Annotated in this window: 14 protein-coding genes; 8 read left to right on the top strand and 6 right to left on the bottom strand. The window is 72.6% G+C overall.

Annotated features, from left to right (window positions below):
• Positions 1 to 55: 55 nt before the first annotated feature.
• Positions 56 to 946, bottom strand: coding sequence for a KPN_02809 family neutral zinc metallopeptidase (gene ypfJ / locus OG444_RS10225; protein ID WP_327261859.1), 891 nt, complete (start codon positions 944 to 946; stop codon positions 56 to 58).
• Positions 947 to 1237: 291 nt separating this feature from the next.
• Between ypfJ and OG444_RS10220 the strand changes: the two genes are divergently transcribed.
• The 8 genes from OG444_RS10220 to amaP all read left to right on the top strand — a co-directional run bounded on the left by OG444_RS10220 (position 1238) and on the right by amaP (position 6618).
• Entirely contained in the window at positions 1238 to 2836 is a 1599-nt protein-coding gene (locus OG444_RS10220; protein WP_327261858.1) for an ABC-F family ATP-binding cassette domain-containing protein, read from the top strand.
• 364 nt (positions 2837 to 3200) lie between these two features.
• Positions 3201 to 3422 carry a helix-turn-helix domain-containing protein gene (locus OG444_RS10215; protein WP_030010789.1) on the top strand — a complete coding sequence of 74 codons (222 nt, stop codon included), beginning with the start codon at positions 3201 to 3203 and terminating at the stop codon, positions 3420 to 3422.
• A gap of 160 nt (positions 3423 to 3582) precedes the next feature.
• A complete protein-coding gene (locus tag OG444_RS10210) occupies positions 3583 to 4362 on the top strand; it encodes an enoyl-CoA hydratase/isomerase family protein (RefSeq protein WP_327261857.1) in 780 nt (259 codons plus the stop codon).
• Between the two features lie 127 nt (positions 4363 to 4489).
• Positions 4490 to 4921 (top strand): Asp23/Gls24 family envelope stress response protein, encoded by a 432-nt coding sequence (locus OG444_RS10205; protein WP_327261856.1) that lies wholly within the window; start codon positions 4490 to 4492, stop codon positions 4919 to 4921.
• Positions 4922 to 4936: 15 nt separating this feature from the next.
• Entirely contained in the window at positions 4937 to 5122 is a 186-nt protein-coding gene (locus OG444_RS10200) for a hypothetical protein (protein ID WP_030762666.1), read from the top strand.
• A 7-nt stretch (positions 5123 to 5129) separates the two neighbouring features.
• Positions 5130 to 5507 carry a hypothetical protein gene (locus tag OG444_RS10195; RefSeq protein WP_327261855.1) on the top strand — a complete coding sequence of 126 codons (378 nt, stop codon included), beginning with the start codon at positions 5130 to 5132 and terminating at the stop codon, positions 5505 to 5507.
• Positions 5504 to 6058, top strand: a complete 555-nt coding sequence (locus OG444_RS10190) for a DUF6286 domain-containing protein (RefSeq protein ID WP_327261854.1) — start codon at positions 5504 to 5506, stop codon at positions 6056 to 6058. Before OG444_RS10195 ends, OG444_RS10190 begins: the two co-directional genes overlap by 4 nt.
• A gap of 5 nt (positions 6059 to 6063) precedes the next feature.
• The gene (gene amaP / locus OG444_RS10185) at positions 6064 to 6618 is read left to right on the top strand and encodes an alkaline shock response membrane anchor protein AmaP (protein WP_327261853.1); all 555 of its coding nucleotides are present in this window, start codon (positions 6064 to 6066) and stop codon (positions 6616 to 6618) included.
• A gap of 17 nt (positions 6619 to 6635) precedes the next feature.
• Here amaP and OG444_RS10180 read toward each other — a convergent pair whose 3' ends face one another.
• From OG444_RS10180 to OG444_RS10160, 5 genes are all read right to left on the bottom strand, one after another.
• Complete coding sequence (locus OG444_RS10180) at positions 6636 to 7391, bottom strand: SDR family oxidoreductase (protein WP_327261852.1); 756 nt, start codon at positions 7389 to 7391, stop codon at positions 6636 to 6638.
• Between the two features lie 9 nt (positions 7392 to 7400).
• The gene (locus OG444_RS10175) at positions 7401 to 8192 is read right to left on the bottom strand and encodes an SURF1 family cytochrome oxidase biogenesis protein (protein ID WP_327261851.1); all 792 of its coding nucleotides are present in this window, start codon (positions 8190 to 8192) and stop codon (positions 7401 to 7403) included.
• Positions 8193 to 8299: 107 nt separating this feature from the next.
• Entirely contained in the window at positions 8300 to 8533 is a 234-nt protein-coding gene (locus tag OG444_RS10170) for a hypothetical protein (protein ID WP_078938101.1), read from the bottom strand.
• Positions 8534 to 8626: 93 nt separating this feature from the next.
• A complete protein-coding gene (locus OG444_RS10165) occupies positions 8627 to 9604 on the bottom strand; it encodes a DEDDh family exonuclease (RefSeq protein ID WP_327261850.1) in 978 nt (325 codons plus the stop codon).
• 53 nt (positions 9605 to 9657) lie between these two features.
• On the bottom strand, positions 9658 to 12246 hold the full coding sequence (locus OG444_RS10160) for an MXAN_6230/SCO0854 family RING domain-containing protein (RefSeq protein ID WP_327261849.1): 2589 nt from the start codon (positions 12244 to 12246) through the stop codon (positions 9658 to 9660).
• Between the last annotated feature and the right edge of the window lie 63 nt (positions 12247 to 12309).

The raw sequence follows: 12309 nt of genomic DNA, 5'->3' as shown, positions 1-12309 counted from the left end.
CTCCCTCTCGTGACGGTGACCCGCGTCACACCAGCATGGCAGGCGGGACCGACAGTCAGCGGAAGGTGTTGCACTGGGCCATGTCGCCCGTGCGGTAGCCCTGGTAGAACCACTGCTGGCGCTGCTCGGCCGAGCCGTGCGTCCAGGACTCCGGGGTCACCCGGCCCTGGAACTTCTCCTGGATCCGGTCGTCGCCGACCGCCGCCGCCGCGTCCAGCCCGTCCCTGATGTCGTCCTCGGTCAGGAGCTTGATCAGCGGCCGCCCGGTGGAGGCGTCCGCGACGTTCGTCGCGTTGTGCGCCCACACCCCGGCGTAACAGTCGGCCTGGAGCTCGACCTTGACCGCGTTGCTGTTCGGGCCCTGCCGGCCGTCCTGGGCCCGCTGGAGCGTTCCGGTCAGGTTCTGGATGTGGTGCCCGTACTCGTGGGCGATCACGTACGCCTGTGCGAAGGGGCCGCCGCTCGCGCCGAACTTCGTCCGCAGGTCGTTGAAGAAGTCGAGGTCCAGATAGACCTTCCGGTCCGCGGGGCAGTAGAAGGGGCCCACCGCCGCGGTGGCCATCCCGCACCCGGTGTTCGTCCGGTTCTCGAAGAACACCGTCGTCGACGGGCTGTACCGGCCGCCGCGCCTGGCGAACTCCTGCCTCCAGAAGTCCTGGGTGCTCCGGGTGACCGCTTCCAGCCGGCAGTCCTCCCGCGTGTTCGCGTCCTTGCCCGAGGCGCAGGCCTGCTGCATCCGCTCGGCGGTCGAGGCCGTCGGCACCGGCTCCTCGGTGGGGGCCAGCCCCAGCTGGTCCGGACCCACCCCGAACAGGAGCCCCATGATCAGCGCGATGAGCCCGACGATGCCGCCGCCGACGGTGGCCTTCCCTCCCGGGATGCGGCTGCCGCCGCGCCTGTCCTCGACTCCGGAGCCGTCGAGTCTGGCGTCGTCGTCGAACTGCATCCCGCACCGCCCTCCGCTGGTGGAACGGGCACGCTCGCGGCTGCGCCCATGCGGCGAGTATCAACCCATTCATCCTGGTACGCGCTTCAGCCGCCCCCGGGGCGCCGCTGGGCCGAACGGGGGATACGAAGCGGTGGCCCCGGCGTGCCGGCCGGCCCGGCCCGCGCCCCGAAACCAGTTGCACACCCCCGCTAGAATGTCTCTCATGGCAAATCTCCTCGCGGATTAGCGGCGTCGAAGCATCGCGTCCTGCCCCCCTTCCGCCGTCCCCACCCGCCCTGGAGTATTTCCGTGATCACCGCCACCGGCATCGAGCTGCGCGCCGGCGCCCGCATCCTCATCGAGTCCGCCTCCTTCCGCGTCGCCAAGGGCGACCGCATCGGCCTGGTCGGCCGCAACGGAGCGGGCAAGACCACGCTCACCAAGTGCCTCGCGGGCGAGGGCCAGCCCGCCGGCGGCTTGATCACCCGCTCGGGCGAGGTCGGCTACCTCCCGCAGGACCCGCGCACCGGCGACCTCGACGTGCTGGCCCGCGACCGGATCCTGTCCGCGCGCGGCCTCGACGTGCTGATCAAGAAGATGCGTGCCAACGAGGAGCGCATCGCGACCGGCAGCGGGGGCACCCGTGACAAGGCGATGAAGCAGTACGAGCGCCAGGAGACGGAGTTCCTGACCAAGGGCGGGTACGCCGCCGAGGCGGAGGCCGCGACCATCTCGGCCGCCCTCGGCCTGCCCGACCGCGTGCTCGGCCAGCCCCTGCACACCCTCTCCGGCGGCCAGCGCCGCCGCGTCGAGCTGGCCCGGATCCTCTTCTCGGACGCCGACACCCTGCTCCTCGACGAGCCGACCAACCACCTCGACGCCGACTCGATCGTCTGGCTGCGCGACTACCTGAAGACCTACCGCGGCGGCTTCATCGTCATCTCCCACGACGTCGACCTGGTCGAGACGGTCGTCAACAAGGTCTTCTACCTGGACGCCAACCGCTCCCAGATCGACGTCTACAACATGGGCTGGAAGCTCTACCAGCAGCAGCGCGAGGCCGACGAGAAGCGCCGCAAGCGCGAGCGCCAGAACGCCGAGAAGAAGGCCGCGGCCCTGAACTCGCAGGCCGACAAGATGCGCGCCAAGGCCACCAAGACGGTCGCCGCGCAGAACATGGCCAAGCGCGCCGACCGGCTGCTGGCCGGCCTGGACGCCGTCCGCGTGTCCGACAAGGTCGCCAAGCTCCGCTTCCCGGACCCGGCGCCGTGCGGCAAGACCCCGCTGACCGCGGAGGGCCTGTCGAAGTCCTACGGCTCGCTGGAGATCTTCACCGACGTCGACCTGGCCATCGACAAGGGCTCCCGCGTCGTCATCCTCGGCCTCAACGGCGCCGGCAAGACCACCCTGCTCCGCCTGCTCTCGGGCACCGAGAAGCCGGACACCGGCACGGTCGTCCCCGGCCACGGCCTCAAGCTCGGCTACTACGCCCAGGAGCACGAGACCCTGGACCCGGAGCGCACGGTCCTGGAGAACATGCGTTCCTCCGCGCCCGACCTGGACCTGGTCGCCGTACGCAAGACGCTCGGCTCCTTCCTCTTCTCCGGGGACGACGTGGACAAGCCCGCCGGGGTGCTCTCCGGCGGTGAGAAGACCCGTCTGGCCCTGGCCACGCTGGTCGTCTCCTCGGCGAACGTGCTGCTCCTCGACGAGCCCACGAACAACCTCGACCCGGCCAGCCGCGAGGAGATCCTGGGCGCGCTGCGCACGTACAAGGGTGCGGTCATCCTCGTCACGCACGACGAGGGCGCCGTCGAGGCGCTGGAACCGGAGCGGATCATCCTGCTCCCGGACGGCGTCGAGGACCTGTGGGGACCGGACTACCGGGACCTGGTGGCCCTCGCCTGACCGGGTTCCGGTTCCCGTTCCGCTTCTGATCCAATTCCTTATGGATCATTCGGCTCACGGGTGATCCATCATCTGAGTGAGACGGTCTCGTACCGTTGCGCGTCGTACGACGGCCCCGGCCGCACCCGTCAGGGTGCGCGCCCGGGGCCGTTCGTTTTCTGCTTCCGCGCCCCTGACCTGGCGATTCCCGACGGGGGCAGCGGAGTGTGACGGAAGTCATGCGGCGGAAGAGGAGATTCCGTTCTGCTCGTGTGTCCACCGCTCGGGAAATGCCGTCGTACCGACCTTGCTGAATGGGTGGCCAGGAAGCGTGGGAGGGGTGATCATGAGAAGTCCAGAGCGCACTTCCCATGAGGAGGCACGGGTGGCCGAGACTCTGAAGAAGGGCAGCCGGGTAACCGGCGCCGCGCGCGACAAGCTCGCGGCAGACCTGAAGAAGAAGTACGACTCCGGTGCGAGTATCCGGGCGCTGGCCGAAGAGACCGGCCGGTCCTACGGATTCGTCCACCGGATGCTCAGTGAGTCCGGGGTATCGCTACGTGGTCGCGGTGGCGCGACACGCGGCAAGAAGGCGGCAACGGCCTGACCCCCGGTCCCATCGGTTCCGACGCTTCACCTGCTCCAAGGTTCATCATGATCCGACGGTTCCTTCGGTGACCCCCGGTCGGCCTTCCGGTCGGCTGGGTGGTTACTGTGCAGTCACTTAGGCCGAGCTTGCGGCCGACTGCACACCGGAGGCATGAGTGATGGCTCTGCTCGACAAGGACGGCGTACGACTCACCGTCGACGACACGGTCGCCACGGTGACACTGACCAATCCGGCCAAGCGAAATGCCCAATCCCCCGCGCTCTGGCGGGCTTTGGCCGAGGCCGGGAGGTTGTTGCCGGGCACCGTCCGGGTCGTCGTGCTGCGCGGTGAGGGCAAGTCCTTCTCCGCCGGGCTCGACCGGCAGGCGTTCACCCCCGAAGGTTTCGAGGGCGAGCCGTCCTTCCTCGATCTGGCACGCGGTTCGGACGAACTGCTCGATTCCACGATCGCCGAGTACCAGGAGGCATTCACCTGGTGGAGGCGTAACGACATCATCTCCGTCGCCGCCGTGCAGGGGCACGCGATCGGCGCCGGCTTCCAGCTCGCGCTCGCGTGCGACCTGCGCGTGGTCGCGGACGACGTGCAGTTCGCCATGCGCGAGACCAGCCTGGGTCTGGTCCCCGACCTGGCCGGTACCCAGCCCCTGACCTCCCTGGTCGGCTACGCCCGCGCCCTGGAGATCTGCGCGACGGGCCGCTTCGTGCACGCCGAGGAGGCGGAGCGGGTCGGCCTCGCCAACCTCGTGGTCCCGGCCGACGAGCTCGACGCAGCCGTCCAGGACCTCACCACGGCCCTGGTGGCCCCGCCGCGCGACGCCGTGATCGAGACGAAGGCGCTGCTGCGCGCCGCACAGTCGCGCCCCTACGACGACCAGCGCGCCGCCGAGCGTGCGGCCCAGGCCCGCCGCCTGCGGGACCTGGCGGGCCTGTCCGACTGACGGTCCGCGGTACGGCCGGAGCCCCGGGAAAGTCGGCCAGCCGACCGGCGTAGTCCCGGGGCGCCGGAGCGGTCGGGCGCCTAACGTGGAGCGGAGTGAGTCCGCCACCCATGCGAAGGGACACGCGATGACCGAATCCGCATCCGGGGGTTCCGGCAAGGAGCCCGGCGACCGGGGACGCACGAGCATCGCCGACGGGGTGGTCGAGAAGATCGCCGGTCTGGCCGCCCGCGAGGTGGTCGGCGTGCACGCCATGGGCAGCGGCAGCGGCCTCTCCCGCACTTTCGGCGCCGTCCGCGACCGGGTGCCCGGTGGCGGGAAGTCCGGGGTCAGCCGCGGGGTCAAGGCGGAGGTGGGCGAGGTCCAGACGGCCCTCGACCTGGAGATCGTCGTGGACTACGGCGTGTCGATCCGCGACGTCGCGCGGGCGGTGCGGGAGAACGTCATCTCGGCGGTCGAGCGGATGACGGGCCTGGAGGTCGTCGAGGTCAACATCGCGGTCAGCGACGTCAAGCTGCCCGATGAGCCCGACGAGGAGCCGGAATCCCGTCTCCAGTAGCCGAGAGGAGCCCGCATGAGCATGGCGATCGCCGGAATGTTCGCCGGCATGGCCCTGGCGTTCGCCGGCTACTTCGGCGGCTTCGGAGCCTTTCTGCTGGTGGCGGCCCTCGGCGCCATCGGTTTCGTCGCTGGACGCTTCCTCGACGGAGACCTGGAACCCGGTGACCTGTTCCGCCGCCGTGACGACCGGCGCGGGTGAGGCGCGGATGAGCAGCAGTAGCAGCAGCCCACCGCGCTCCGCCCCGCCCCGGGTCGCCGCCGCCGACCGCGGTGCCACCCGGATCGCCGACCGGGTCGTCGCCAAGATCGCGGCCCAGGCCGCCCGTGAAGTGCTCGACACGGCCTCGGGCGCGCCAGCGCACGCCACCGTCACCGTGCACCACGACATCGCACGGGTCCGGGTGAGCCTGGAGCTGGACTACCCCTCCGACCTGGCCGCCCAGTGCGCGGCCGTACGCCGCCAGGTCGCCCTGCGCATCGAGGAGTGCGCGTCGATGTCCGTGCCCGAGGTGGACATCGACATCGAGCACCTGCACTCCACCCACACCCGGACCGCCGCCGGGCGGGACCGGCGGCTGCGGTGACGGCTCCCGGTACCGGCCCGGTCCGCCGGTTCCGCTCGGCCCGGCGGGTGCCCGCCGCGCTCACCGCCCTGGTCGTGCTCGGGGTGACGGCCCTGTTCCTGTACGACCTGGCCGCCCTGCGGGCCGACCGCCCCGGCATGAGCTGGCGCCGCGACCTCGCCGACCGGCTGGCCGTGCACACCCCCGCGGACCTGGGCGTCCAGCTGGTCGCGGGAGCCCTGGTGCTGGCCGGGGCGGTGCTCCTGCTGCTGGCCCTGGCCCCCGGGCTGCGCGGGGTCCTGGCGATGCGGCCTCCGGAGCCGGGAACGGGCGTACGGGCCGGGCTCGGCCGCAAGGACGCCGCGCAGATCCTGCGGGACCGGGCCATGGAGGTGTCCGGAGTGCGGTCGGTCCGGGTCAAGGTGGGCCGCAAACGCGTCGGGGTGCGGGCCACCTCGCACTTCCGCGACCTGGACGACGTACGGGCCGACCTGGACGAGGTGCTCGCCGTCGGCATCGAGGAACTGGGCCTCGCGCACCCGCCGCAGCCGAGGGTACGGGTCAGGAGGTGAGCGGGATGCTCGGGACGGTGAACCGGATCCTGCTGGCGGTGACCGGAGCGGTCCTGCTGGCGGCCGGCGTAGTGGTGCTGACGGGCCGGTGGCCGCTGCACGGCCGCCACGTGCCGCTGCTGAGCGAGGAGACCAGGGACCGGTACTGGCACGCGGGCGGCTGGTGGTGGGCGGTGCTCGCCGGGCTCGCGGTGTGCGTGCTGCTCGCGCTGTGGTGGCTGCTGTCCCAACTGCGGCGCTCACGGCTGTCGGCGGTGGTCGTGGACACCGGGGACGGGGCGTTCGCCCTGCTGCGCGGGCGCGCCCTGGAGGAAGCGGTGGCCGCGGAGGCCGGCGCCCTGGAGGGCGTCGCCGGCTGCCGGGTCGCACTGCGCGGGCGGCGCGACTCGCCCGCACTGCGGGTCGCGCTGGAACTGGAACCCCACGCGGTGCCCGCCGACGCCCTGGCCGCCGTGGCCGGACCGGTCCTGACCCACGCCCGGACCTCGGCGGGCCTCCCGGAACTGCCCGCGGAGGCCCGCCTCAAAGTGACGTCCCACCGGGCCCAGCGCGTGACGTAGCCGAAGGTCGCGACCGGTCAGAAGCCGTGCCGGGAGCCGCCGTCGACCGGGAGCATGACGCCCGTCAGGTACGAGGCCGCGGGGGAGAGGAGGAAGGCCGCCGTGCGGCCGAACTCCTCCGGGGCGCCGTACCGGCGCAGCGGGATGCGGGACTCGTTCCCCGCCCGTGCGGCTGCGGCGTCACCGGACAGCGCGTCGAGCTCGCGCACGCGGTCGGTGTCGATGCGCGCCGGAAGCAGGCCGACGACGCGGATCCCGCGCGGTCCGAGCTCCAGCGAGAGGGACTTCGCGAAGCCCGCGAGGCCGGGGCGCAGGCCGTTGGAGATGGTCAGGCCGGGGATCGGCTCGTGGACCGAGCCCGACAGGACGAAGCCGATGACCCCGCCTTCGCCCAGCTCGGCGGCCGCCGCCCGGGCGAGGCGGACCGCGCCCAGGAAGACCGACTCGAAGGCCGTGGCCCACTGCTCGTCGGTGTTGTCCGCCGCGAAGCCCGGCGTGGGGCCGCCGACGCTGATGAGGATTCCGTCGAGGCGGCCGAAGCGCTCCCGGGCGGTGGCCACCAGGCGCGCGGCCGCCTCCGGGTCGGAGTTGTCGGCCGCCACGCCGGCCGCGTTCGGGCCGAGCCCGGCGGCGGCGTCGGCCGCCCGCTTCTCGTCCCGGCCCGTCAGGAGGACCTTCGCGCCGTCGGCGGTCAGTTCCCGGGCGGAGGCGAGGCCGAGGCCGCGCGTGGCCCCGGTGACGATGTAGACACGGTCTTTCAGTCCAAGATCCATGCCGACACGCTACGCCGTCGCCGGCTCCTGCCGGGCGGCTTCGGCCCCGGCCGCCTCCTCCTCGCGCTCGCGCTTCTCGCGCCGTACGAGGATCACCCAGCCCACCGGAACGGCGCCGGTGAACAGCCACCACTGGACGGCGTACGCCATGTGCGGGCCGATCGAGTCGTGGTCCGGGTCGGGGATGGTCTCCGGGCCGCCGTCCGCCGGGGCCGGAGCGGTGAGTTCCAGGTACCCGCCGAGGACCGGCCTGCCCAGGTACTGCGCCTGCTGCGTGCTGTTGATCAGCATCACCTGGCGGTCGGGCAGGCCCTTGCGGTCCTTGATCCCGCTGCCGCCGCTCGTCTCGTCGCCCTTGAGCCGGCCGGTGACCGTGACCTCGCCCGTGGGTGCGGCCGGCACCGGCGGGTAGGCGCGGGGGTCGTCGCCGCCGGGCACCCAGCCCCGGTTGACCAGGACCACCCGGCCGTCGGAGAGGACCAGCGGGGTCAGGACGTGGAAGCCGACCTTGTCGTCGGCGTCGGTGCGCATCCGTACGACGACCTCGTGCGCGGAGTCGTACGTGCCGGTCGCGGTGACGGCGCGCCAGAAGTCCGCGCGCGGGACCCGGTGACCGGGGGAGGTGACCTCGGCCATGGGGACCGGCTCCGCCCGCAGGTTCGCCTCGATCAGCTGGTTCTGCGTGACGCGGTGCTCATGGCGGTGGTACTGCCAGAACCCCAGCTTGATCATCACGGGGATGAGGGCGAGGGCGATCAGGGTGAGGAACACCCACTGCCGGGTCAGCACAAAGCGGTACACGCCCACGACGGTACCTGCAGCGCGAAGGACCCCGGAGGCCGGGTGGCCGTCCGGGGTCGTGGCGTACGGAACGGGGGTGGCGGGCCGGCGATCGGAACGCGGGGGAGTCAGACGCGGTCGACGATGCCCACCTTCCCCTCCGCCCGGGCGCAGTGCGCCCCGCAGAACCACTGTCCCTCCACCTCGACGCCCTGGCCGATGATCGAGACCCGGCAGTGCTCGCAGACGGGCGCCATGCGGTGGATGGCGCAGGAGAAGCAGTCGAAGACGTGCACGGCGCCCTGCGCGTGCACCTCGAAGGACATGCCGTAATCGTTTCCGCAGACCTCACAACGTGCCATGGGCGGAATGCTGCGCACGGGGACGGTACGGAACAAGATCCAGCGGGGTGAGTCGCCGTGCCTGCACCCGGCCGGCGCAACGCACCCTCCGGTTCAGGACTCGGCCGGGGCCACGTCCCGCAGCAGCTGGGTGAAGGCCGCCTCGTCGACGACCGGCGTGCCGAAGTTCTTCGCCTTGACCGTCTTGGAGGTCGCCGAGTCGGGGTCGTTCGTCACGAGGAGGCTCGTGAGCCGCGACACACTCGTCGCGATGTGCAGGCCCGCCTCGACGGCGCGGTCCTCCAGCAGCTCCCGCTCCACCGAGGTGTCACCGGAGAAGGCGATCCGCATGCCCTGCTTCAGCGGCTTGCCGTCCTCGAAGCGCCCCGGATTGGGGTGCGGGCACGGCGGCCGCTTGCGCGAGGGCCGCCAGCTGCCGCCCCGGTAGGAGGCCTGGTACCCGACCCGCGGGGTGACGGCGGAGTCCGACCACTCCGTCAGCGGCCGGCACTCCAGCAGCGGCAGCCGTACGCCGCCCTCCGCGGCCGCGTGCAGCGAGGGGCGGAACGCCTCCGCGAGCACCCGGGCGTCGTCGAGCGCGTGGTGGGCGCGCTGCTGGACCACCCCGAAGTGCGCGGCGAGCGACTCCAGCTTGTGGTTGGGCAGCGGCAGGTTCAGTTCCTTCGACAGGGCGATGGTGCACAGCCGCTGACGGACCGGCGCCGTCGCCGCCGCCCGCGCGTACTCCCGGGCGATCATCTGCCAGTCGAAGATGGCGTTGTGCGCGACCAGCACCCGGTCCGCGAGCCGGTCGGCGAACTCCTCGGCGATGTCCTCGAACAGCGGTGCGTCGGAGAGCATCGCGCTCGTCAGCCCATGGATCCACACCGGTCCCGGGTCCCGCCGCGGATTGACCAGCGTGTACCAGTGGTCCTCCACATTGCCCTGGGCGTCGAGCCGGTAGACGGCGGCGGAGACTATCCGGTCGTCGCGAGCGAGCCCGGTGGTCTCCACGTCGACGACCGCGTACCCCTGTGGGTACGCGGTCGGCCACATCGTCTCTGCGGTCGTACGGTCGTCGAGCATGGTCACAGAGGATATCGGCCCCGACTGACACCCGTGTCCGCGCCGGCGACTCCCGGCCGTCAGCCGAGAGCGGCGACCAAGTCGCCCGCCGCGAGCTGTTCGAGGCCGCAGCCGTCAACCGGCCCCGGCAGCAGCCGGTATGCGGAGCCGCTCGCGCCGGCGGGCGCGACCCCGCCGTCCACCAGCGCGAGGAACACCGACCGTCCCGAGGCGGCGCTCCCCGCGAGGGCGTCGACCTCCGCGGAGGCCAGCACGGCGTCCGGATCGCGCAGGCCGACGAGCCGGGCGGCGAAGGCCGCGGTGTCCTCTCCGGAGCCCCGGCGGTAGCTCCACAGCTCGTCGGGGTCGCTCGGACGGGGCGTCCGGCGCAGCACGGCCACCTCCCGGCAGCGCGCGGCCGCGTGCCAGCCGGCCAGCTCCCACAGGGTGGTGCGGCCGGTCGAGAAGTACTGGAACAGGTCGCGGCCGATCCGGGCCAGGTCCTCCTGGTGCTCCCGCACGCTGTGGTAGCCCTCGTCGTCGGGCAGGTGGACGTCCGTCCACAGGAAGCCGCGCCGCTCCAGGTCGACGAGGAGCGGCACGTGGATCCGGGAGTTGCCGACCAGGTCGTAGCGCTGGCGCACGGTCCGGGGGTCGTAGCGGGCGGTGCGGCCGGAGCGGGTGGGCAGGGCCATGAACCCGGCGAAGGCGTCGGGCAGCAGCTCGAACGGGATGTTGTTGTAGCTGAAGACGACCGGCATGGCGAAGCGCACGCCGGTGTCGGCGAGGGCGTCCAGGTCGATGTCCACGTACTCGCTCGCGCCGTGGGGCGCCGGCGCCGAGACGAGGTCGCCGGAGTGGACGACGGCCCGCTCGCCGTGGACGAGGTTCGTGTAGTCGCACAGACCGACGTAGTTCCAGTCGGTGTCGAACAGCACCACCGACAGGTCCAGGTCCACGCGCCCCCGCGCCGGCTCCATCCAGTGCAGGAACATGCGCAGCACCTCGCCGTCCGGCAGCGCCTGGAAGCTGCCCTTGGGTACGGTGACCAGCGCCTTGGCCGCCGCACGCTCGGCGGAGGGGACGTGGAGGTGGGCGAGGCGGGAGTCGAGGACCGCCATGTCGCAGGGGTCGGCGGCGGCCAGCCTGCGCAGCACCTCGTTCTCGAACAGCTCGCACACCGAACGGGTCACCGCCTCGGCCAGCGGGGCCCGGTCGTCCGGGACGGTGAAGGAGTGCGCGACCTGCCCGCGCGGGAAGAACACCCGCCGGGTGCCGGGCAGGTGGCGGATCCGCAGCCGTCCGAGCGCGGACAGCAGGGGCCCGGGCCCGGCCTTCGGCAGCCGCTCGGCCAGTACTTCGGCGACTCGCGGCGCCAGGGTGTCGGCCGCGTACAGCCGCAGCAGGTGGTCCAGGCGCCGGACGAGTTCGCCGGGGCGTTCGGCCAGTACGGCCAGGGCCCGGTCCGGATCCCCGCCGCGCAGGGCCCCCTCGGCGCGCGCCAGCCAGGTGGCCGCCCGGACGCGCGATCCGTCGGTCCGGACCGCGTGCGGGTACGCGGCGGCGGTGGCGAGCAGCGCGGCGCCGAGGGCGGTACCGGCGGTGTCGGTGCCGCGCAGCACGGCGAAGGCGAGGGCGGCCCGCGGGTGACGGGCGTGCTGCTCGAAGGGGTGCAGGATCTCGGCGGCCCGCTTCCACAGGTCCTCGTGGCGCAGTACGTCCTCGACGAGCAGCGCGGGATCGAGCCCGTCCAGGACGGCCAGCAGTTCGCGCCGCAGCGGGCGAGGCAGGGAGCGTACGCGCGGGGGTTCCAGGAGATCGGCCTCCCCGCCGGACCACACGGCGAGCAGCCGCAGCACGTCGGTGGCGGTGGTGAGCCGCCCGGGCAGCAGGGCCCGTACGGCCTCCCGCGTGCGGCGCTCGCGCAGCAGGGTGCCCAGGACCAGGGCCTTGGTCTCCCGTACCGGTATCTCGTCCGGGAGCCAGTCGAGGCCGGCCGGCGCGTGGGCGAGGAGCACCCGGGTCTCCTCCTTGTCCTGCGGGGAGAGCGGGGTGCGGCGGGCGAGCAGCTTCCCGAGGGCGGTGACGGAGTCGGCCGCGCGGTCGGCGGCGAAGGCCAGCAGCCGCAGCGGGCCGCCTCCGGGGGGAACGTCCCCCGGGTGCGGGGACGGCCGGATGAACGGGTCCGCGGCGTCGATGCGGTGGTGGCAGACCGGGCAGCCGGTGTAGTCGGCACCGTCCCAGCAGGTCCGGCACACCAGATGGGCGCACGGCGCGACGGGGTGGACGCTGCCCACGGTCGCGCACAGCACGCACGGCTGGTCCGGCCACTGCAGGAGCAGCGTCAGGACCCGGTCGATCCACAGTCCGAGAGTGTCGTCGGGCACCGAGGCCGGGAACGAGCGGAACAGCGGCATGTGGGTGCGGTCCGCGCCCAGCAGGATGTCGATGTCCCGGATCAACTGCGCTCCGGCGGCGGCGAGTCCGGTGGGTCCGAGCCAGGCGAGCGCCGAACGCAGCGGAACCGACAGGGCGTAGCCCCGGTCCAGCAGTTCGGCCTCCAGCGCCGTCAGGCCCTCGGTCGTCGACGGGTCGCCCGGGCGCGGCCCGGCCTGGTCGACGTAGACGGTGTGCAGACGGCGCAACAGGACGGTCGACAGCTCGGGCAAAGGGGGGATTCCTCCGGAACCGGAAAGGGGGAAGTGGGCGGAGGCGGAGAGGGGACGCGCTAC

Source organism: Streptomyces sp. NBC_01232 (assembly GCF_035989885.1).
Taxonomy (GTDB): Bacteria; Actinomycetota; Actinomycetes; order Streptomycetales; family Streptomycetaceae; genus Streptomyces.
This window is presented reverse-complemented; position numbering and strand designations above follow the sequence as displayed.

Bases quoted from the DNA above. Each gene is read 5' to 3' on its own strand.
- ypfJ (WP_327261859.1), bottom strand. From the start codon at position 946: ATGCAGTTCGACGACGACGCCAGACTCGACGGCTCCGGAGTCGAGGAC.
- OG444_RS10210 (WP_327261857.1), top strand. From the start codon at position 3,583: ATGGCTCTGCTCGACAAGGACGGCGTACGACTCACCGTCGACGACACG.
- OG444_RS10205 (WP_327261856.1), top strand. From the start codon at position 4,490: ATGACCGAATCCGCATCCGGGGGTTCCGGCAAGGAGCCCGGCGACCGG.
- OG444_RS10200 (WP_030762666.1), top strand. From the start codon at position 4,937: ATGAGCATGGCGATCGCCGGAATGTTCGCCGGCATGGCCCTGGCGTTC.
- OG444_RS10195 (WP_327261855.1), top strand. From the start codon at position 5,130: ATGAGCAGCAGTAGCAGCAGCCCACCGCGCTCCGCCCCGCCCCGGGTC.
- amaP (WP_327261853.1), top strand. From the start codon at position 6,064: ATGCTCGGGACGGTGAACCGGATCCTGCTGGCGGTGACCGGAGCGGTC.
- OG444_RS10180 (WP_327261852.1), bottom strand. From the start codon at position 7,391: ATGGATCTTGGACTGAAAGACCGTGTCTACATCGTCACCGGGGCCACG.
- OG444_RS10170 (WP_078938101.1), bottom strand. From the start codon at position 8,533: ATGGCACGTTGTGAGGTCTGCGGAAACGATTACGGCATGTCCTTCGAG.